The sequence below is a fragment of the Leeuwenhoekiella sp. MAR_2009_132 genome (assembly GCF_000687915.1).
Lineage (GTDB): Bacteria > Bacteroidota > Bacteroidia > Flavobacteriales > Flavobacteriaceae > Leeuwenhoekiella.
In genome coordinates, this window is record NZ_JHZY01000004.1 from 1,088,321 (window position 1) to 1,110,664 (window position 22,344).

14 protein-coding genes are annotated in these 22,344 nt (G+C 38.5%); 11 read left to right on the forward strand and 3 right to left on the reverse strand.

Annotation, left to right across the window (positions count from 1 at the left end; translation table 11 throughout):
* The first annotated feature begins 47 nt into the window (after positions 1-47).
* From P164_RS13100 to P164_RS13150, 11 genes are all read left to right on the forward strand, one after another.
* Positions 48-1,268: an MFS transporter gene (locus P164_RS13100; RefSeq protein ID WP_035899830.1), complete on the forward strand. Its 1,221-nt coding sequence runs from the start codon at positions 48-50 to the stop codon at positions 1,266-1,268.
* A 197-nt stretch (positions 1,269-1,465) separates the two neighbouring features.
* A complete protein-coding gene (locus P164_RS13105) occupies positions 1,466-4,159 on the forward strand; it encodes a LuxR C-terminal-related transcriptional regulator (RefSeq protein ID WP_159106032.1) in 2,694 nt (897 codons plus the stop codon).
* 226 nt (positions 4,160-4,385) lie between these two features.
* On the forward strand, positions 4,386-7,493 hold the full coding sequence (locus P164_RS13110) for a SusC/RagA family TonB-linked outer membrane protein (protein WP_028376788.1): 3,108 nt from the start codon (positions 4,386-4,388) through the stop codon (positions 7,491-7,493).
* A gap of 18 nt (positions 7,494-7,511) precedes the next feature.
* The gene (locus P164_RS13115) at positions 7,512-8,939 is read left to right on the forward strand and encodes a RagB/SusD family nutrient uptake outer membrane protein (RefSeq protein ID WP_028376789.1); all 1,428 of its coding nucleotides are present in this window, start codon (positions 7,512-7,514) and stop codon (positions 8,937-8,939) included.
* A 19-nt stretch (positions 8,940-8,958) separates the two neighbouring features.
* Complete coding sequence (locus tag P164_RS13120; protein ID WP_028376790.1) at positions 8,959-10,329, forward strand: glucoamylase family protein; 1,371 nt, start codon at positions 8,959-8,961, stop codon at positions 10,327-10,329.
* On the forward strand, positions 10,322-11,722 hold the full coding sequence (locus P164_RS13125; RefSeq protein WP_028376791.1) for a glucoamylase family protein: 1,401 nt from the start codon (positions 10,322-10,324) through the stop codon (positions 11,720-11,722). The genes P164_RS13120 and P164_RS13125 overlap by 8 nt, the downstream gene beginning before the upstream one ends.
* 7 nt (positions 11,723-11,729) lie before the next feature.
* Positions 11,730-12,509 (forward strand): prolyl oligopeptidase family serine peptidase, encoded by a 780-nt coding sequence (locus P164_RS13130; protein WP_035899833.1) that lies wholly within the window; start codon positions 11,730-11,732, stop codon positions 12,507-12,509.
* 22 nt (positions 12,510-12,531) lie between these two features.
* Positions 12,532-14,808: a beta-glucosidase BglX gene (gene bglX / locus P164_RS13135; RefSeq protein ID WP_028376793.1), complete on the forward strand. Its 2,277-nt coding sequence runs from the start codon at positions 12,532-12,534 to the stop codon at positions 14,806-14,808.
* 12 nt (positions 14,809-14,820) lie between these two features.
* Positions 14,821-15,726, forward strand: coding sequence for an alpha/beta hydrolase (locus P164_RS13140; RefSeq protein ID WP_028376794.1), 906 nt, complete (start codon positions 14,821-14,823; stop codon positions 15,724-15,726).
* Between the two features lie 86 nt (positions 15,727-15,812).
* Positions 15,813-16,652: an endonuclease/exonuclease/phosphatase family protein gene (locus P164_RS13145; protein ID WP_081817377.1), complete on the forward strand. Its 840-nt coding sequence runs from the start codon at positions 15,813-15,815 to the stop codon at positions 16,650-16,652.
* Between the two features lie 274 nt (positions 16,653-16,926).
* Positions 16,927-19,302 carry a S9 family peptidase gene (locus P164_RS13150; RefSeq protein WP_028376796.1) on the forward strand — a complete coding sequence of 792 codons (2,376 nt, stop codon included), beginning with the start codon at positions 16,927-16,929 and terminating at the stop codon, positions 19,300-19,302.
* A gap of 37 nt (positions 19,303-19,339) precedes the next feature.
* On the opposite strand, the gene P164_RS13155 is transcribed toward P164_RS13150, so the two are convergent.
* From P164_RS13155 to mgrA, 3 genes are all read right to left on the reverse strand, one after another.
* Entirely contained in the window at positions 19,340-20,119 is a 780-nt protein-coding gene (locus P164_RS13155) for a DUF1206 domain-containing protein (RefSeq protein WP_028376797.1), read from the reverse strand.
* Positions 20,120-20,228: 109 nt separating this feature from the next.
* Complete coding sequence (locus tag P164_RS13160) at positions 20,229-21,098, reverse strand: phosphatase PAP2 family protein (protein WP_028376798.1); 870 nt, start codon at positions 21,096-21,098, stop codon at positions 20,229-20,231.
* Positions 21,099-21,227: 129 nt separating this feature from the next.
* Complete coding sequence (mgrA, locus tag P164_RS13165) at positions 21,228-22,235, reverse strand: L-glyceraldehyde 3-phosphate reductase (protein WP_035899835.1); 1,008 nt, start codon at positions 22,233-22,235, stop codon at positions 21,228-21,230.
* Between the last annotated feature and the right edge of the window lie 109 nt (positions 22,236-22,344).

A 22,344-nucleotide genomic window follows, 5' to 3' on the forward strand; every position in this document is an offset into this window, starting at 1 on the left:
AGTAATTTCGCAAAGACAACGCGAATCTTTCCATCAAAAAATTATTTGTGAAAAGCCTTATTTATTTTTTAAAACACAATTATAAATCGGCAAGTTTTGGGTGGTCGCTTACCTTTCTATCCAGCTTCGGACAAACGTTTTTAATATCGCTTTATGTACCCGAACTGCTTAAAACCTTTAAGATTTCTGAAGGCACCTTTGGCAGTATTTACGCTTTGGGTACGGTAATCGCTTCGGTCATTTTAATTTCTGTAGGACATACCATAGACCACAAGCCCGTAAAAAAAGTAGTCTTTTTAAATATTGTGGGGCTAATAGCCTCCTGTCTAATTCTTAGTATTTCTACCCATCATATTAGTCTCTTAATTCTTGCAATGATAGGTTTACGCCTTACAGGACAAGGTATGATGAGTCATATTAGCCAGACCGTTATGAGCCGCTATTATGGTGCTAACCGCGGAAAAGCGTTAAGTATTGCGGCTTTAGGATTCCCAATGGGAGAAGCGCTGTTTCCTATTTGCATTACAACACTCATACTCACTTTTGGTTTTGAATTTGCCGCTCAGGCAAGTGCGGCGATTCTTCTTTTATATTTGCTTTTTTTAAGTTTTAAGGACTTAAGTTATTTTGATGAACAATCTCAGGTCGCCAAAAGGCCGGGTTTTAAAATGCTTGCTAAAGATTTTGGGACGATCTTAAAAGATAAACGTTTTAGCGTGCTTATGCCTTCTACATTTATGTTGAGTTTTACTTCTACAGCGATTTTCCTGTATCAATACACCTTTGTTGAAGAAAAAGGCTGGTCAGTTTCATTGTACGCAGCTTTTTTTACCGGCTACGCAATTACCCGATTTTTGATGTCTATCGTAGGTGGGTTATGGGTAGATAAATTTACTGCTAAAAAGCTATATCGGTTTTTCCTGATTCCGCAGGCATTAGGCTTATTACCGTTTGCTTTTATGGAAAGTATCTGGGGTGCCTTACTATTTCTTATTATGACCGGCATTACTACAGGTGTGGCAGGTACCGTAAAATCTGCAGTACTCGCTGAAGTTTATGGTACTCAAAAACTAGGTGCTGTAAACAGTTTATTCTCGATGGCTATGATTTTAAGTACAGCACTCGCGCCTTTACTTATAGGTTTTCTAATAGATCAGAGTGTTGCTTTCCCGTATTTGATACTAACCCTTTTTGGATTACTGGTTTTGGCGATAGTAAATTCGCAGCGCTTAAGCCAAATTCAACCCGCCGATGTAACTAATGAATAGTTTAGCTTAAGATTAAAATCAATATTGGCGTCAGGTTACTGCTTTTTAATAATTTTAAAACCTGTTAGGTACTCTATAGAATTAAGATTACCTATACCATCACAATTTATTGTGCCTGCCATCTGTTAATACAGGTAATCATGTTTAAAAAATTAAAACCTACTTTTTTACTCCTATTTATTTTGACTTTGAGTCAAATGAGGGTATTAGCGCAAAATTTTTTACCTCCAGTCACCAGCTACAGCAGTAGTGATTATGATGCTGCCAGTCAAAACTGGGGATTGAGTACAGATGAAGATGGTACATTATACGCGGCAAATAATGAAGGATTATTGCGCTTTGACGGGCAACGCTGGGAAGTATTTACACTTCCTAATAAAACCATCATTCGATCTGTTTTTTGTCTGGGAGATCGCATTTATACCGGTTCTTATGAGGAGTTTGGCTATTGGGAAAAAGACGATTACGGTTCGCTAAACTATACCTCACTTTCAAAATTAATTAAAACAAAATATGCTAATGAAGAATTTTGGCAAATAAGTGCGTGGGAGAATACCATTATATTTAGATCGTTTGGAAATCTCTACTGCTACACAGGTGAAAACATTAGAACTTTTAAGCCACAAGAGATTATTACCGCTTTAAGCGTAGTAGATAGAAGATTGCTTTTAGGCACTAATTCTGGCGGGATCCTTGAATTTGACGGTGGTGTTTTTAAACCAATTACTACCACCAAACTCAATCAAACATCAATAATAGAATTAGTTACTTATAAAGATTTTAATCTTGCAGGCACACGTACTCAAGGTATTTTTTCACTTAAAAACGGTTCTCTAGAACCCTGGGGTAGCGATGCTCTTACACGCTTTCTTCAAATAAATGAACTTAATAAAATAGAAGTCTTTAACGATGACCTTCTTATAATAGGCACAGTTAAAGGTGGTATTATTTATTACAATCCTAAATCACAAACTCTCAGAAATCACTACCGTCAAAACGGCTTACAAAACAATACGGTGTTATCGCTGCATAAAGATCAACGTAAAATCTGGATAGGTCTTGACAATGGTATAGATGTAATTATTCCTGATGCACCTATACAATACTTATTAGATAATACCGGGCAATTGGGTGCGGTGTACGATATCGCATCTTTTAAAGGTGAATTGTATGTGGGCAGCAACACCGGCGTACACAAAATTACCGATACCGGAATTTACTTTATACCCGGCTCCCAAGGACAGGTATGGAGTTTTACGGAGATTGAAGAAAGGCTGTTTGTAAACCACAACCTGGGCCTCTATGAATTAAAAGGAAATCAGTTAGAGCGGGTTACCGGGCCATCAGGAAGTTATAGTCTTACCTCTATTTCTGAAACAAACTTGTTTTTAAACAACACTTACAATGGCTTAAAATATTTTAACCCTAATGCAAATGCACTAAACGATGCTCCTATTGCCGAAACAGATGGTGCCCCTGTAGAACACGTAATTTTTGAAGATAAAAAGTATTTCTGGGCTGCGCATCCCTACAAAGGCTTTTATCGTGCACAGCTTGACAACACAAACACCAAACTACTAAACAAGGAATCCTTTAATAAAACCGCAGATCTCGTTGCTTCAAAAACTAAAATACATAAAATTGAAGGTGAGATTGCCTTTTACAATGCCGGCAACTGGTACCGTTATAACAGCATTAATGATAATCTGGAAGACTTTACAGACTTAAAAAATTACCAATCGTACGCGCTCATAAATAATCAAAATAATAAGTACTGGTTTAAAAATCAAAATGGAAATGGCCTGGTATATACAAACTTCATCAATGATAGTATTTATGTTTATGAACCCTTACTTGAAGACCGCGTAATTAAGAATTATGAAAAGGTAATTGAACGCAACGACAGTATTTATTTTATTACGCTTAATGAAGGCTTCGGAAGAATAAATCTTCAGGAATTACACAAAAACACAAAACAAACTAACTCACAACAACCACTTCTCAATCGCCTTCAAACATCAGCGGCTATTTTAAAACTGAATGCTGCCAGTTATGAAATTCCGTTTAATGAAGCTTCTCGTGTACGCTTTGACATTGCTGCGCCGGCCCTGCACAAGCCTATGTTTTATTATACCTTATCAAATGGGATGAGTGCCTATTTTTCGGGAGCATTAGAATTTCAAAATTTATCAGCAGGAAATTATACCTTAAAAGTCTGGCCACTTATTAATGGTCAAAAAGGATCAAATCCTTTAGAGGTAGAATTTACAATTAAGAGACCCTGGTATTTGTCTAATTTAATGATCGTGATTTACGTACTCAGTGTTTTTGGTATCATTATTTTGATTGGTCTTTATAATAAACGAAAATTAAACCACCATCGTAAAGAACTCGAGGAACGCCTTATAAAAGAACAGGAGCGTAAAACCCAACTTGCAGAACGCAATAACCTACTACAAGAGATCAATACAAAGCGTAAAGAACTGGCCAATACTACTTATCTGGCAGCAAAAAGAAACAGCAGCCTTATTGATATTAAAAATGAACTGGAAGATGTAAAAAATTCGGGTATCAACCCAAAGAAAGTATCTACCATTCAAAATAAAATTAATCACATCATAGATACCAAAGACAACTGGAAAGTATTTGAGACCACTTTTAAAGAAATTAATGATGACTTCTTTCATCAATTATTAGAAGATCATCCTACATTAAGTTCTAAAGATTTAAAGTTATGTGCGTACTTAAAGATGAATTTGACGACTAAAGAAATTGCTCCTTTAATGGCAATTTCTGTTCGTGGAGTAGAAATTCACAGATACCGTTTACGTAAAAAACTAAACATAAATAGTGGTAAGAATTTATCAAAATATCTGATTAAAAATTACTAAATCCTCATACTTCAAAAGCTATTTTAACGCTTTTAAACTTTCTCATTACTACATCAAACGTATTTTCGCAAACGTTATAATCAATTATTTAAATTTTTAGTTGTTTGATTATCAATGCTTTTAATTTTATTAACGTTTTGATGTATTTGTTATGTACCTATATTAACTCACAACTCTTCTATATTCACCCTCAAATAACAAAAAACTAATTCAAAATATAGTGCGTATGAAACTTAAAATAACATTTCTGTTATTGCTGACGCTTATTACATTTGGTGTAACTGCGCAGGAAACAAAAACAGTTACGGGAACTGTAATAGACACCCGAAAAGTTCCTTTACCGGGAGCAGAAGTGAAGGTTGTTAATAAAGACAACTATGCAGTAACCGATTTTGACGGTAATTTTTCTTTAGAAGTAACTGAAGGAGATCAGGTACGTGTTACCTATTTAGGTTTTAAAGCTCAAACGTTTTCTATAACTAAAGACGCTACTTATAACATTACGTTGCAGGATGATTCTAACGAACTTGAGGAAGTCGTGGTTGTTGGATACGGAAATCAGAAAAAATCTGATATAACCGGTGCAATTGTTTCTGTTAAAAGTGAAGAAATCACAAAACAGCCTGCTACCTCTGCACTAACATCTGTACAGGGTAAAGTTGCGGGTGTAAATATTATCACAAATGACGCCCCGGGATCTTCTCCTACCGTATTGATGCGTGGTTTAGGTACAGCAGAAGGAGGTAGAACGCCTCTATATATTGTAGATGGGCAACCTTTAAGCGATATACGTAGTATTAACCCAAATGATATAGAAAGCATAGACTTTTTAAAAGGTGCATCTTATGCTAACATCTACGGTATACGTGCAGCAAATGGTGTTATTTTAGTAACTACCAAAAAAGGGAAACAAGGTAAAGCCGTTTTTTCTTTTGAATCATATTATGGTGCTAAAACTGTGCTAAACCAGGTAAAAATGGCTAATGCGCAGCAATACACACAATACTTTAATGAAGAAAGTGCTGCAAATGGCGGTTTCTTATTACAAGATAACCAGCAGTATGATACAGACTGGTATGACGAATTATTACAAACAGGAACCATTCAAAATAATAGTTTCTCTGTTTCAGGTGCAAACGAAAACATTGATTACTTCTTAAGCTATAATTTATATCAGGAAAAAGGGATTTTAGAAGGTCAGGAGTATCGTCGTGGTACCATACGTAGCAACAATACCTACCATTTGTTTAATGACCGCTTTAGAGTTATTCAAAATTTAAACGTTGCTTATACTTATGAGACTCCAAAACCATTTGGAGCATTTAGCACAGCATACCGCAAGTCTCCGTTAGTTCCTGTGCGTTATGATAACGGTCGTTTTGGTCAGTCATTGGTTAATCAACAAACCGGTGTTGTAGGGTTTCAAACTGCACCAGGCGAAACTTTAGGTCGTTTAAACTCTCACGGAAACCCGGTTTCTCAGGTTTACTATGAAGATACGTATATAAATACTACAAGTTTACAAGGGCAAATAGCCACCGAGTTTGATATTACAGATGATTTAATGTTGACTACCCGTTTTGGAGCTACTAAGTTTTATTCAACAAATCATAGCTATTCAGACATTAGAGATCAATGGTTAAATAATAACCCTACAAGAACTGAAGCTCAGTTTGAAGCAGGACGAATTCCTAATGCAGATGGTAATGTTTCTACTGAATTTGCAAATAACTCATACAGTATTAGCCGGGTTGAATCGTATCGCTGGAATGTAGAAGGGTTTCTTACCTATACTAAAGAATTTGACAAACACAATCTGAGCGCTACCTTAGGTTTGAGTCGTGAAAACTACGAAGGTGGTGAATTCACAAGCTCACAGGCCTATGACGTAAGACCAGAACGCAGCTTACGTAATTTCAACACCAGAACAAGTCAGTTATTTAATGACAATGTAGGTGGTGATACCTATCAGAGCACTAATCTACAATCCTATTTTGGTCGTGTAGAATATAATTACGATCAGCGATATTATGTACGTGGAGTAATTAGAAGAGATGGTACTAGTGATTTCATTACCGGTGACAGTAATTTCTTTGGCTATTTCCCGGCAGTAAGTTTAGGATGGACGATGACTAACGAGGCGTTTATGGAAAATAATGGCGTGCTTGACAACCTTAAATTCTTTGCAGGATGGGGTAAATTAGGAAACCAGTCTGTGCCTATTAACATTCAACGAATTAATACCAGCGATGGTAGTAGCAATACAAATTATGTTTTTGGCCCTGCTCAAAGTTTAATACTGGGCGCTGCAGTAGGTTCTCCTGCTCAACCCCTATCCTGGGAGGTTACCGAAGAATTTGAAGCCGGTTTTGATTTCGCTTTATTAGACCGAAGATTATCAGGTACGATAGATTACTACAACCGTTTAAATACCAATGCTATTTTGAGTGTTAAGCCCTTACTTAACTCACAGTATTCAGCAAACTTTTTTGACGAGGCTGCCGAAATTTCTAATAGCGGTTTTGAATTCTTAGTAAACTGGAGAGATCAAATAGGATCTGATTTTAGCTATAACGTAGGTCTTAATTTTTCTACAAACGAGAATAAAGTACAAAACGTAAAACCGGCGTATGATGGTGCGATAGGTGGAAGTTTAGGAAACGGCCGTATTACAAAACGTCTTGCAGAAGGTCAACCCATATTTGCATGGTGGATGTATGAAGCAGATGGTGTGTGGCAAACTCAGGAAGAAATTGATGCTAACACTTCTTTAGGTAGTGCTGCTCCGGGTCACTTACGTTATGTAGACCAGAATGAAGATGGTGTTATAGACGATCGGGATAAAAAATACTTTGGTTCTTACATTCCAACCTATAATTACGGTATAAACCTGGGCGCTAACTATAAAAACTTTGATCTAAGTGTTTCTGGTTTTGGCGTAGGTGGCAATAAAGTGTACAATGGTCTTTACAGCACCCGTATAGGTGGTGAAAATATAACCGAAGATATCTTTAATAAACGATGGACAGGTGCAGGATCAACCAATTCTGACCCAGGTGCAGATCGTGATGTAGAAGCTTCTTCGTATTACTTAGAAGATGGTTCTTATTTTAGAATTAACAACATTACGCTGGGTTACACACTACCTGAAATATCTATCATCAGCAGTGCCCGCATTTACGTGACCTTACAAAACCCATTTATGATTACAGACTATTCAGGGTTTACTCCAGAATTAAATCAGAATGGAGATCCTACCAGTACAACAGGTATTGAACTTTCAGCATACCCTAATACCAAGTCCTTTATTCTTGGAGCTAATTTCAAACTTTAATTAAACACAAAAAGCATTATGAAATACACCTATAAAATAGCCCTGCTTAGCATGTTTACAGCAGCGACAATCACCAGTTGTGATGACTTTGTTGAAGAAGTTGAGATCGTAGATCCTGTGGCAGAAGGCAGCGCAGAAAACTTTCAGCCTGAAGAATTTTTAACCGGAGTTTACGGGATGCATACTGAATTTGCTTATGCATTCTCCTATCTGGGAATTACCGATATGATTTCTGATAATTCAGATAAAGGAAGTTCGCCTACAGATAGTGGAGCCGATAAACGTGTTCTAGATGAATTGACATTTACCACTTCATCGGGGTCTGTGACTTCTATGTGGACGCAATGGTATAAAACCGTAGGTCGTGCTTCACAAACTATTGAATTTACCGAGGCTTATGAAGGAGAATCTTCAGCACCCAAAGAGCGAGTAATTGGTGAAGCAAAATTTTTAAGAGCTCTTAACTATTTTTGGTTAGTACGTTCTTTTGGAGCAGTACCGCTTCAGCATATAGACTTAGTTGAACGCGCTCCTGCTGCAGACGTGTATGCGTATATTGAGCAGGACCTTACCGATGCAATTGCTGCACTACCGCTTAAAAGTGATTATGCTGCGCAAGACTTAGGTCGCGCAACTAAAGGGGCTGCACAAGGCTTACTTGCAAAAGTATATTTATATCAGAAAAAGTGGCAACAAGCTGCAGATATGGCTAATACTGTAATTACTTCTAATCAGTATGATTTAGAGCCAGATTATGCTACAGTATGGAGAGCATCTACAGAAAATGGTCCTGAGTCTTTATTTGAAATTCAAGCTCGTGGAGAAATTCCTCAGCATGGTGTTCAGCAATATTCTCAAACTCAAGGAACCCGTGGTGGATCTAATGGTATGGGATGGGGCTTTAATACACCTTCAAAAAATCTGGAAGATGCTTTTAATGCCGAAGGAGATGTAATACGTAGAGATGCAACCATAATTTTTGCAGGAGAAACTTTATTTGACGGAAGATTTATAGACGAAGGTGTTGAGAACCCGCGCTACAATGAGAAAGCTTATTCTTCGGCAAATGGAGGTCAGGGTGATGGCGATAAGAATATTCGTGTATTGCGCTTTTCTGAGATTCTTTTAATTAGAGCTGAAGCTTTAAATGAACTGGGGCAAAGCGCTGCTGCCTTAACACCACTTAACCGTGTTAGATCTCGCGTTTCGTTACCTGCAGTTACAACTACAGATCAAGCTGCATTACGACCATTAATCTGGAAAGAACGCCGCTTAGAATTAGCTATGGAACACGATCGCTGGTTTGATTTAATACGTACAGGACAAGCTAAAGCGGCAATGGCAGCAGACGGCAAAACCTTTATTGAAGGCAAACATGAGTTGTTTCCTATACCTAACAACCAGTTAGTACAAACTCCGGAAATGACACAAAACCCAGGTTGGTAAACCTATTTAAAAAAGCTTTATGCGTTTATTTTTAATTGGATTGGTTCTTTTATCCCTGCCAGGATGTAAAGATTCTAAAACTGAGAGTCAGAATCAAGAGGTCGTAACCACGACCTCTGATTCTCTTTCTGACGAAGCATTACTAGACACCGTTCAAAAACAAACTATTAACTACTTCTGGGAAGGAGCAAACAAGAACTCGGGGCTTGCCGCAGAGCGTATACATCTAGATGGCATTTACCCTTCAAACGACAAAAATGTAGTTACCATAGGCGGTAGTGGTTTTGGCTTTATGGCCTTAATTGCGGGTACAGAACGCGGTTTCATCCCTAAAGACTCCGCTTTTGCCCGTTTTCAAAAAATGGTAAACTTCTTAGAAAAAGCAGATCGTTTTCACGGGGCGTGGCCACATTGGCTAGATGGTACAACCGGCAAGGTTAAACCATTCAGCAAATTTGATGATGGTGGTGATCTTGTAGAAACTGCATTTTTAGTACAGGGGATGCTTACTGTAGCTGAGTATTACCGTGATGGAAATGAGCAAGAACAAGCTTTAGTTGCTCAAATTGAAAAAATGTGGGAAGAAGTAGAATGGGACTGGTATACTCAAGGTAAAAACACCTTGTACTGGCACTGGTCACCTAATGTGGGTTGGAAGATGAACTTCCCCGTGGGTGGTTATAATGAAGCTCTAATAATGTATGTATTGGCTGCTGCCTCTCCTACTCACCCTATTTCAAAAGAAGTCTATGAACAAGGCTGGGCTTTGAATGGTAAGATTGCGAAAGACACAACTGCTTATGGATTGCGTACCGTTCTAAATCACTTTGAGCACGATGACGAAGCTATTGTAGGCCCTATGTTCTGGGCACATTATTCGTATTTAGGTTTAAACCCAAAAGGATTATCAGACCAATATGGCGACTATTGGAAACTCAATGTGAACCATGCTAAAATTCAATATGAGTATGCCTTAGAAAACCCAAAGGGTTATAAAGGCTATGGCCCAGAAGTTTGGGGAATGACATCTAGCTATTCTATGAAAGGTTATGACGGGCATCGCCCCGGCAATGATCTGGGTGTAATTTCTCCTACTGCAGCTTTATCATCTATGCCATATACACCTACTGAAAGTCAGGCATTTTTACGCAATATGTACACAAATTTAGATACGCTGGTTGGCAAATACGGCCCTTACGATGCATTTAGTTTACAGGATGATTGGTACCTGCCACGCTACCTGGCGATTGATCAGGGTCCTATTCCGGTAATGATCGAGAATTACAGAAGTGGTTTGTTGTGGGATTTATTTATGAAAAATGAAGACGTCCTAGAGGGACTTCAAAAACTCGGATTTGAAAGTCCGTATTTAAAACCAGAAAATGACTAAAAACGCGATCTATATAATTCTTTGCTTTTTAATTCTAGGATGTTCTAGTGATAGCAGTGATGCTGTTGCAGAAGCTCCTGAAGAAAATCCCGGGCAAGGCGACGGCGATGAAAATCCTACTCCCCAGCCCGAGTTAACTGATGCAGAATTATTAGATCTTACACAGCAGGAAACTTTTAAATATTTCTGGGATTTTGCTAATGCAGAATCTGGAGCAGCTCGAGAACGCTATATTCCTGCAAATCCCAATCAGGATCAAAACACGGTCACTACAGGCGGAACGGGTTTTGGCTTAATGGGAATTCTGGTTGGGATAGAACGTAATTTCGTTTCACGTACAGAAGCGGTAAACCGCCTTTCAAAAATTTTAAATTTCTTAGAAAATGCAGATCGCTTTCACGGAGCCTGGTCGCATTGGATTCACGGTTCCACCGGAAAAGCGCTTCCATTTAGTACACTTGATGATGGAGCAGATTTAGTAGAAACCGCTTTTCTTGCTCAAGGTTTAATAACTGTTGGAGAATATTTTAAAAATGGTTCTACCGAAGAACAAGCACTTTCAGAACTCGCTTTTTCACTCGTTGACGGTATAGAATGGAATTGGTTTACTCAAGGTGAGAATGTATTGTATTGGCATTGGAGTCCTAACAATGAGTTTGCGATAAACCTAAAACTTCAGGGATACAATGAGACTTTAATCGCTTATATTTTAGCGGCTGCTTCGCAAGAAAATAGCATAGCCGCAGAAGTTTACAAGCAGGGCTGGGCATTAAACGGAAATCTAAAATCTAGTGCTTCGGCATATGGTTATCCATTAGAAGTAAAACACGCAGGTTCAGAACAAACCGGCGGTCCATTGTTTTGGGCACATTACTCCTACCTGGGATTAAATCCTTTTGGATTATCTGATGCCTACGTAAATTATGAGACCGCTACTGTAAATCACGCGTTGAGTAATTATGCCTATTGCGTGCAAAACCCTTTGGGATGGCGCGATTATGGTCAGAATTTTTGGGGATTAACAGCAAGTTACACGCTTAATACAGACGGAAGTCTGGGTTATAAAGCCCATCGTCCCGGTAACGATACCGGTGTGATCTCACCCACAGCTGCATTAAGTTCGTTCCCATACACACCACAGGAATCTATGGCAGCATTACGTGGATTTTATAGCATTAAAAACATCCTTTTAGGACCTGCAGGTTTTTACGATGCCTTTAGTCCAGATCAAAATTACAAAGTTGCCGAAGCATATCTAGCAATAGATCAAGGACCTATTTTAGTGATGATTGAAAATCACAGAACAGGGCTACTGTGGAACTTATTTATGCGTAATGAACGCGTGCAGGCAGGGCTTGAAAAACTCGACTTTAATTATACCGTACCTCAATAATACTAGTATGAAAATAAAACTCACATTCTTTATAGCACTTATATATTCTGTAAGTATGACGGCTCAGGATAGTTTTGAAGCTGCCGTTTATCACAGTGCAGAAGACAGTTTACAATACCGTATTCAGTATCCATTAAATTATGATGAGACTAAAGAATATCCATTAATTCTGTTCTTGCACGGTGCAGGAGAGCGTGGGTCAGACAATACATCTCAATTAACACACGGCGCAAAAGTGTTTGCAACTACCGGTAATCGCAATGCGTTTCCGGCAATTGTAATTTTTCCGCAGTGCCCTGCAAATTCGTATTGGGCAAATGTAGATGTAGACCGTAGCACCTATCCTATTGGCATCACCTTTCACCCCGAAAAAAAGCCAACACCGCATCTTAAGATGGCAGTAGAATTAGTGGATTCTTTCATTAAAAAAGGTAAAGTAGATACCTCTAGAGTTTATGTTGCCGGCCTTTCGATGGGTGGTATGGGTACGTATGAAATCGTACAACGCAACCCAAAAATGTTTGCTGCAGCAATCGCAATTTGTGGTGCAGGAAGTACAAGCGAAGTAAATAATTATGCTACTCAAACTCCATTTTGGGTAATTCATGGTGCAGAAGATAATGTGGTAAACCCTGTGTATTCATTGCAAATGGCGCAGGCACTACTTGAAGCCGGTGCAAAACCCCGAGTAACGGTTTATGAACACGCTAATCACAACAGTTGGGATTCGGCATTTGCTGAACCCGATTTTTTACAATGGCTTTTTAGTCACACTAAACAAAACTAAAAATACACGTGCAATAAGAATTATGAAAAATACACTCCCTAAATTACTACTCATTATAGCAATCGCAAGCTTCGGTACTGCATTCTCCCAAAATCAGCAACGCATTCCTGAAGTAGAAGAATTGCTAAAAAAAATGACGCTTGAAGAAAAAATAGGTCAACTTAACTTATTAACTCCGGGTGGCGGGGTTGCTACCGGTTCGGTGGTAAGTAAAAATGTTGAAGAAAAAATTAAAGCCGGAAACGTAGGTGGTTTATTCGGCGTTTCAGGACCTGACAAAATAAGACAGGCGCAGGAAATCGCCGTAAAGAAAACCCGTTTGGGAATTCCGCTTTTAATAGGTTCAGACATCATACATGGTTATAAAACTACATTTCCTATTCCGTTAGGATTATCCAGTAGCTGGGATTTAGAATTGATTGAAAAAACAGCTCAGGTTGCTGCTAAAGAAGCAACAGCAGACGGTATCAACTGGAATTTCTCTCCTATGGTAGATGTATCGCGTGATCCACGCTGGGGACGTATTTCTGAAGGAGCCGGTGAAGACCCGTATTTAGGATCTCAAATTGCAAAGGCAATGGTTCATGGGTACCAGCAAACCGATTTATCTGACGAAGCTACAATGATTTCTACTGTAAAACATTTTGCGTTGTATGGCGCTTCAGAAGCGGGTCGCGAGTACAACACTACCGATATGAGTAGAGTACGTATGTATAATGAATATTTACCTCCTTACAAAGCTGCTTTAGACGCAGGTGCAGAGAGTGTAATGAGTTCGTTTAACGATGTTGACGGTGTTCCTGCAAGTGGTAACAAATGGCTATTAACTACACTATTGAGAGAACAATGGGGTTTTGATGGTTTTGTAGTTTCAGATTATACTTCAGTAAATGAGATGGTGGCTCACGGTATGGGCGATTTGCAGGCAGTTTCTGCACTTTCAATAAATGCAGGCCTTGATATGGATATGGTGGGTGAAGGTTTCCTTACTACTCTAAAAAAATCTGTTGATGAAGGTAACGTTTCCGAAGAAACAATCACACAAGCATGTCGTCGTATTCTGGTTGCTAAATATAAATTGGGACTGTTTAAAGACCCCTATAAATACTCAGACAGCAAGCGACCTAAACGTGATATACTAACTGCTGAAAACAGGCAATTAGCCAGAGAAGCTGCTAGAAAGTCGTTTGTTTTGTTAAAGAATGAAAACAACATACTTCCGTTAGCAAAAAATGCAAACATTGCGTTGATAGGTCCTTTAGCTGATAATAAAAATAACATGTTGGGAACATGGGCGCCTACTGGTGACCCACAACTATCTATTCCTGTTTTACCTGGATTGAAAAATGTAGCCCCAAATGCTAAAATCACCTATGCAAAAGGAGCAAATATTTCTAATGATTCCGCTTTTGCGAAAAAAGTAAATGTGTTCGGCCCGCGAATCGATATTTCAGAACAAACTCCCGATAGCCTTTTAGAAGAAGCTTTAGCAGCAGCTAAAACAGCAGATATTATTGTTGCTGTTGTAGGTGAAGCGACAGAAATGAGCGGGGAAGCAGCGAGCAGAACAGACATTACAATACCTGAAAGTCAAAAAGTATTAATACGTGCTCTCGCAGAAACAGGCAAGCCTCTGGTTCTTGTTTTGATGAGTGGTCGTCCACTGGTTATTGAAGAAGAATTGGCTTTACCGGTAAGTATTTTACAGGTATGGCATCCCGGTATTGAAGCCGGTAATGCTATTGCAGATGCGCTTTTTGGAGACTACAATCCATCTGGAAAGTTAACCGCTACCTGGCCTCGTAATGTAGGGCAAATCCCTATTTACCACAGTGAGAAAAATACCGGTCGCCCGGCTCCTACTGCAGCCTTTGAGAAGTTTAAATCTCAATATTTAGATGTACCTAATGCTCCTTTATTGCCTTTTGGTTTTGGTTTGAGCTATACTAGTTTTGCCTATAAAAACATTACTATTAATAAGAAAGAAGTAGCACAGGGCGAACCTGTAGTAATACAGGTAGATGTTACAAACACGGGCGATTATGACGGTACAGAAATCGTACAGGTTTATCTTCACGATGTAGTACGTACTCTCGCTCCACCTAAGCGAACACTTAAAGGGTTTAAAAATGTATTTTTAAAGAAAGGTGAAACAAAAACGGTAACCTTAACTTTAGAAGCAGATGATCTTAAATTCTATAACGGCTCGCTTGATTTTGTTGCAGAAGCCGGGGAATTTGAAATTTTTGTAGGCGGCGACAGCAATGCTTCATTAAAAGAAACGTTTACGTTAAACTAAAATTACAATTAGATGAAACGCCAGATCAGTATTCTTTTTTTATTCCTGGTTACAGGAATACTTACACAAGCACAAGAACAATATGTAGGTCAGATATATGCTGATCTGGTTAAATCTACACATACCTATTCTGATTCATTAAAATTAGATTTTTATACTGCTAAGGAGAATGAGAAAGATGCAGCCAGACCCTTAATTGTTTTAGTTCACGGTGGTGGTTTTTCTGGTGGCCAACGTGACAATCCTTTAGAAGTTAAATTTGCTCAAACAATGGCTGCAAAAGGCTATGCAGTAGCTTCTATAAGTTATACGCTTACGCGAAAAGGCAAAGCAACAGGTTTTGGTTGTGCGTGTCCCGCTTCAGAAAAAATGGAAACTTTTAAACAAACGACTGCAGATATTTTAAAAGCTATTTCATATCTAAAAAATACTACTGAATTCAGTTTTGATACTCAAAAAATAATCCTTGCAGGTAGCAGCGCTGGTGCTGAAGGTATTTTAAATACCGCCTATATGGCAAACCATCCTGAATTTAAAAGTCTTGGAGACTTCGCCAGGATAGCTGCGGTTGTGTCTCTTGCCGGAGCTGTGGTTGATGCACGATATATTACAAAATACAATGCTGTTCCCGGAATATTCATTCACGGAGACGCAGATAACTTAGTCCCGTATAACAGTCAACCCCACCATTTTTGCAGCGCAGAAACCCCGGGATTTTTACCTTTAGATGGTGATGCTTTTATCGCAGAACGTCTTAAAAATCTAGATGCTTCCTACAGTCTACTCACGGCAGAAGGCGGAAATCATGACTGGGCAAATCTGGGTTATGCTTTTACAAATGAAATTGCACAGTTTTTAAATGATGTAATTATTAAAGGCGAAAAGATTCAGAATACAGAAGTTATTACCCAAAAATAAACACGTGGATCGTTAACGCAGGGATCACCAAACTGAAATAAGTGAACTAGATATTTATATCTTTCAACCTTTATTAAATCTTTAAAATGAAAAACTGTCTTACTCCATTAATTCTTCTTTTGTGCCTCACCGCATTAAATGCTCAGGAAATTAGTTTAATGACCTATAACATTAGATTGAGCACAGAATCTGATGGCGATGATGCCTGGAGTCAGCGTAAAGAGTTTTTAACTAGTCAGGTGTTATTTTATGCCCCAGACGTAATGGGCGTTCAAGAAGCTTTGCCTGAGCAGATGGATTATTTAAATCATAATCTTACAGGATACAAGCATATAGGTGTGGGGCGTGAAGGAGAGAATCAAGGCGAATTTTCAGCACTGTTTTACAATGCTGGTAAATTAGAAGTTCTTAAAAGCGATACGTTCTGGCTTTCTGAAACTCCCGAAAAAATCTCAACCGGCTGGGATGCTGCACTGCCACGTATTTGCACCTATGCTTTATTTAAAGACAAAACTACTCAGGAAGAATTTTATGTATTTAATACGCATTTTGACCACGTAGGTGTTGAAGCTCGCAAAGAAGCAGCTGCATTAATTCTGCAAAAAATGACCGAATTAAATACCGAAAATGCAGCGGTTTTTCTAACCGGAGATCTAAATCTCGAACCAGATAGTGATCCTATCGCGGTTTTAAAAACCAAATTATTTGACACAAATGAACTTGCTCCCAGAGGAGCTTTTGGACCATCAGGTACATTTAATGGTTTTAAATTTGATGAGCCGGTTACCCGACGTATAGATTATATTTTTCAGGGAAAAAGCAATACGTCTCAGGTTCTAAAGCACGCTGTTTTAAGCGATTCTAAAGATTTGCATTATGCCTCAGATCATTTACCGGTTTACGTATTGATCAAATTGCAATCTTAAAATTTAGGTTTGTTGATCAAAATTCAAAAAACTAATACTATTTTTGTTTTCTTACTAAGAAATAACCGCAGCTTTGAAGCTGCCTTTTTATAACGATGTTGTGTTGTTTCCAAAGAGATTTGGAAACTGGTTTTGTAGTGAAACCTTTGAGAAGCTTTACCTTAAACGGTGAGGCTTTTTTGTTTTAACTCGTGGCTATCCCTAAAAAAACAACCCCCACTTTTCAAACAATTCTGTAACTTTCAGGCTGTTCTCTAATTTTCAAGAATATTCTATGTTTAAATCCTATTTAGGCATCCTTCTGGTTGCCCTTATGTGCTTCAGCAATCTTACTGTTTCTGCTCAAACCAGCGCTCTTTCCGTAGAAAAAATAATGAAAGATCCTAAATGGATGGGTAACTTTCCTGAAAATGTACAGTGGGGAACGCAAAGCAACACCATCTATTTTAATTACAACCCTGACGGGAATACAAGCGATAGTCTCTATAAAATAGAAGTTAACAAACTTGATAATATTCAAAAAGTGTCGCTCGCTGAGCGCAAAGCGATGATTAGCTCGTATGGCAGTTTTAATAGTTCAAAAACTAAAAAACTATATACTAAAGACAATGCCCTCTACCTCTATGATGTAGCGAAAAATGAATCTAGTTTAATAGTAAATCTGGGGGCACGATTGGGCGATGCTACTTTTCTTTCAGATGAAAATAAAATCGCTTTTACGTTTGAAAACAATGCGTATGTTTTTAATACTGCAAAAGGAAGTCTAGAAAAACTTACCAATTTTAAAGAAGGAAAAGCTACAGACGATAAGGATAAAAAGTTATCTGATAAAAATAAATGGTTGAAAGAAGAAAACCTAGGCCTGTTGCAGATCGTAAGAGAGCGCGAAGAACAGGACTCTCTTTCTAAAGCCTACCGCGAGATGACAGCAGACCCAGAACCGTTTGTCTTTTACTCGGGCGAACAATCTATTAACACTTTACAGGTTGCTCCTAACGCAAATTTTGTAACTATTGTATTGACAAAGCGCGATCGTGGAGAAAGCACTAATGTACCTAATTATGTAGATGCGTCAGGTTATACCGAAGATTTACGTGCACGCAGCAAAGTAGGCGATGATAAAACCGAAGCTTCTTTAGCTATTTACAACCGTAAAAAAGATACGGTATATAGTGTAGACCCTTCAAAATTAACGGGAATTACAGATTTACCTGATTATGTTTCTGATTACCCGGATAAAGAGTGGGAGGCTAAAGAACGTGAAGTTATTGTATCGCAAGCTATCTTTTCTAACGACGGCAGCAAAGCCATTGTAAATGTGCGTTCTAAAGATAATAAAGACCGCTGGATTGCGCTTTTAAACCTTGAAGATGGAAGTCTTAAAACCTTAGATCGCCAGCGTGATGAGGCCTGGATTGCCGGCCCGGGAATCGGCTGGTCTTTTGGTGGCGGTACTTTAGGCTGGTTGCCAGATAATAAACATATTTATTTTCAGTCTGAAGAAAGTGGGTACTCACACCTGTATCTGCTAGATGTAAATAGCGGTAAGAAAAAAGCCCTCACACAAGGGAAATATGAGGTTTTTGATCCGTTTTTATCTAACGATAAAAAGTCGTGGTTTTTAACCACATCAGAAGTAAATGCGGGTGAGCGTCACTTTTATAAAATGCCGGTGATGGGCGGTACTATGAGGCAGCTTACTACGCTTCCCGGCAACAATGAAGTTGCACTATCTCCAGACGAGAAGTATATGGCGATACGTAATTCATATAGTAACAAACCCTGGGAACTCTATTTTAAGAAAACCTCAGCTTCAGAAACCGCTAAGCAACTTACTAGTGGCCAGTCTGATGCCTTTAAAAGTTACCCGTGGCGCATACCTGAAAACATACAATTTAAAGCTGCAGATGGTGCTATGGTACCTGCACGCCTGTATGTTCCTGAAACTTCAGTAAAAAATGGTGCTGCGGTAGTATTTGTACACGGCGCAGGCTATTTGCAAAATGCACATAAGTGGTGGTCTAGCTACTTTAGAGAATACATGTTTAATAATATGTTAACCGACCTGGGGTATACCGTTATCGATATTGATTACCGTGCCAGTTCCGGTTATGGTCGCGATTGGAGAACAGGAATTTATCGCCATATGGGCGGAAAAGATCTTTCTGACCAGGTAGATGGTGTACAATACCTCATCAAAAATTACGGTATAAATCCTGAAAAAATAGGTATTTACGGCGGAAGCTATGGTGGTTTTATAACATTAATGGCACTTTTTAACGAGCCGGATACATTTAAAGCCGGTGCTGCTTTGCGCTCTGTTACAGACTGGGCACATTACAATCATGGCTATACAGCAAATATTTTAAACGAACCTACTCAAGACCCAATAGCCTATAAGCGCTCTTCTCCTATTTATTTCGCCGAAGGCTTACAGGGAGATTTACTAATAGAGCATGGTATGGTAGATACTAACGTTCATTTTCAGGATGTGGTGCGGTTAACACAACGCTTAATCGAGCTGGAAAAAGACAACTGGGAACTAGCAGTTTACCCGGTAGAAAGTCACGGTTTTATAGAACCCAGCAGCTGGACAGATGAGTATAAACGTATTCTAAAGTTGTTTAATAAAAGTTTACTTGGAAAGTAAATTAAGAGAATTAAAAGAATACCGCATTTTAAATAGATTACATATCAATTTTACGGTAGCGCACCTCAACAAATACATACATGGAATAAACGATAAAGCCTATGGCGATTAACCCTAAAATAAGGTCGCCAAAGGCATATTGCATAAATGAAAATGCAGCTTCTTTATTTGCGCTCGTAATATCGCGGGTGGTATATGCTGAGTCCAGTAAAAGTAATGCAGCTATACTTACTGTAAAACCGCGAGAGGCATACCCTATAGTACCAAAACTCATCACCGCTCTTTGAAGTTTAGGGCGTATGGCATCTATATTTATAGTCTTTTTAAAAATACCCGAAAAAGCGATATAAAACTCATTTAAAGCACCTCCCATCATCCCTAAAGCCGCTCCTACAACACAAATTCTACCAAAATCTGTATGAATAAACTTTTGAAAATCTGTGGTTGTTAAATAGCTTGATCCATCTGGGTTGAATACCACTTGCAACGCGCTGACAGCTAAAAACGCATAAACTAGACCACCAAAACAAAATCCGATACGCTGGCCTAAACCTATAATACTCGTACCATAGCCCTCATTATCAACAATAGTTTCATAAACCCGCCAGAAAACATACCCAAAAAGGGCTACTGCCCACAATATAAGCAAGGCGTTTCCAAATTCCTGTTTAGCTAAAACATCCATAAGGGTAAAGCTGCCTGCTTTAAAACCGCCCAGGCCAAAAGCTTCCATAGCGGTAATAACCCCAATTGATAAAAAGAGAATTGCCTTTGCAAAAAGCCCCGAACGGGCATAAATATTTTTCTTAGAATTCAAAAAGTTGGGTAAACAATTAAACAGGTTGAAAATAATGTGTTTTACTGCATTAAGGTAAAGCGTAAAATGTACTTAAATAAATTGATTCAATAAAACAAAAGCTTAATTTCTAAAATTGAAGTACAACTCCTATTTGATCTCCGCTGAAGGTAAGATTCCATTCAAAATTTGATTCTTTAGCAGCAAGATCAGGGTTATATTTTTGCTCATATTTTCTATCAAGATACTTATCTATTGCTTCTACAATAAATGCACTCATTGCCCAACTTAAAGCTACATCACTTGCCCAATGTGCTTCTTCATAAATTCGGGTTAAACCCGGTATTAAACCAACACCTATGATACCTCCTTTAATCCACTTATTGTCAAATTGCTTTGCAATCGAGTACGTTGTCGTAAACGTAAGAACCGCATGGCCGGAAGGAAAAGAACGGTATGAAGAACTACCGCCAAAAGGTTTAAAATGGTGATTTCCAAAACCGGCTCCCGGTCGCGCTCTACCTACCAGTGATTTACTTATTTGTTGTACAACACCCGCGGCAGTTGCTGAGGCTATCATTAAAACTCCGGTACGTCTTAATTTCTCATTTTTAGTAAATAAACCCGTGAGGTAAACCGCTCCCGTAATTCCATAATTATTCTGGGGTGCTCCAGAATAATAGCCAAAATCTAAAAGAAGAGGCGGCACATCATCTTTATGAGAAACGAGTGCTTTGCGTATCTCATCATCTAGTAAAAAAAGACCTGTAGTTCCTGCAGCAACACCTCCAAACCTTAGAAAATCATCACCCTGCCAATGCAACGGTCTTGAATACGCAAAACCTACACCCCCTACTACATTACCCATATCATAGGTAAAATCATTCCATAATGTATTTTTTTTATCGGTGTTAAAGGCAACAAAAAGGCTATCCTGAGCAAAGGCAGGAGCTACCTTTAGTAGTAAAATAAGTAATAGGGAAAGCGTAATTTTTGGCATAGCAGCACTCGTCTTATTTAATAAAATGATTAGGATGAAAGGTTACTTTGAAACTTTCAGCCCATATAGTCTGCTAAATGCTATTTAGATTACAATTAATGCCAGGAAAATATAAAATTAAAGCTGTGATTAAGAATTCTTTTTCAGTAGTACTTCAATTTTTGAAAGTTCATCATCAGAAAATTCAAGATTAGATAACGCATCTATATTGTTCTGAAGCTGTTCAACTTTACTCACCCCAACTAATACCGAAGTCACCCTGTGATCTTTTAGCAACCAGCTAATAGCCATTTGCGCAAGACTTTGACCACGCTCTTTTGCAAGCGTATTTAATTGCTTAACCGTATTTATGAGATCTTCTGTAATTCGATCCTCAGAGAGATACATAGAATTAGCAGCGCGTGAATCTTTTGGGATTCCGTTGAGGTATTTATCTGTTAATAATCCTTGCTGTAAAGGTGAAAAAACCACACTTCCCAGACCGGTCTCATCTAACGCATCTAGCAAACCATCTTCAACCCAGCGGTCTAACATATTGTATCTGGGCTGATGCACGAGAAAAGGTGTTCCCAGCTGCTTTAAAATCGCTGCCGCTTCACGCGTACGTGCTGCACCATAATTAGAAATACCTACATAAAGTGCTTTTCCAGATCGTACAATCTGATCTAGCGCACCCATGGTTTCTTCAAGCGGTGTCTCTAAATCTGGACGGTGATGGTAAAATATATCTACGTACTCTAAGCCCATACGCTTTAATGATTGATCGCAACTGGCGATTAAATATTTTCGCGACCCAAAATCTCCATAAGGTCCGGGCCACATATCATAACCAGCTTTTGATGAAATGATAAGTTCATCCCGATACGGTTTAAAATCTTCTTTAAAAATCTGACCAAAATTAGTCTCTGCAGAACCATACGGCGGACCATAATTATTAGCGAGATCAAAATGCGTAATCCCTTTATCAAATGCGGTTCTTAAAATTGATCTTCCGTTTGTGAAATCTGCTGAATTACCAAAGTTATGCCACAATCCCAGAGAAATCATAGGCAACTTAATTCCGCTCCTTCCACAACGGCGATAGCGCATAGTTTCATAGCGTTTGTCTGGAGCCAAATATTTAGAAGTCACATTCATAGCGGTTGAGTTTAAAGGAAAGTTTCAGTAAAAATAAGCTAATTAGACCTCCTAGTTGAACAATAAAAGTCGTTTCAAAATTAGGTTTTACATAGGCTAATCTGTTAAT

Coding starts and splice junctions, on each gene's coding strand:
- P164_RS13120 (WP_028376790.1), top strand. CDS start 8,959: ATGCGTTTATTTTTAATTGGATTGGTTCTTTTATCCCTGCCAGGATGT.
- P164_RS13110 (WP_028376788.1), top strand. CDS start 4,386: ATGAAACTTAAAATAACATTTCTGTTATTGCTGACGCTTATTACATTT.
- P164_RS13160 (WP_028376798.1), bottom strand. CDS start 21,098: ATGCCAAAAATTACGCTTTCCCTATTACTTATTTTACTACTAAAGGTA.
- P164_RS13140 (WP_028376794.1), top strand. CDS start 14,821: ATGAAACGCCAGATCAGTATTCTTTTTTTATTCCTGGTTACAGGAATA.
- bglX (WP_028376793.1), top strand. CDS start 12,532: ATGAAAAATACACTCCCTAAATTACTACTCATTATAGCAATCGCAAGC.
- P164_RS13115 (WP_028376789.1), top strand. CDS start 7,512: ATGAAATACACCTATAAAATAGCCCTGCTTAGCATGTTTACAGCAGCG.
- P164_RS13130 (WP_035899833.1), top strand. CDS start 11,730: ATGAAAATAAAACTCACATTCTTTATAGCACTTATATATTCTGTAAGT.
- P164_RS13145 (WP_081817377.1), top strand. CDS start 15,813: ATGAAAAACTGTCTTACTCCATTAATTCTTCTTTTGTGCCTCACCGCA.
- P164_RS13125 (WP_028376791.1), top strand. CDS start 10,322: ATGACTAAAAACGCGATCTATATAATTCTTTGCTTTTTAATTCTAGGA.
- P164_RS13105 (WP_159106032.1), top strand. CDS start 1,466: ATGAGGGTATTAGCGCAAAATTTTTTACCTCCAGTCACCAGCTACAGC.
- mgrA (WP_035899835.1), bottom strand. CDS start 22,235: ATGAATGTGACTTCTAAATATTTGGCTCCAGACAAACGCTATGAAACT.
- P164_RS13150 (WP_028376796.1), top strand. CDS start 16,927: ATGTTTAAATCCTATTTAGGCATCCTTCTGGTTGCCCTTATGTGCTTC.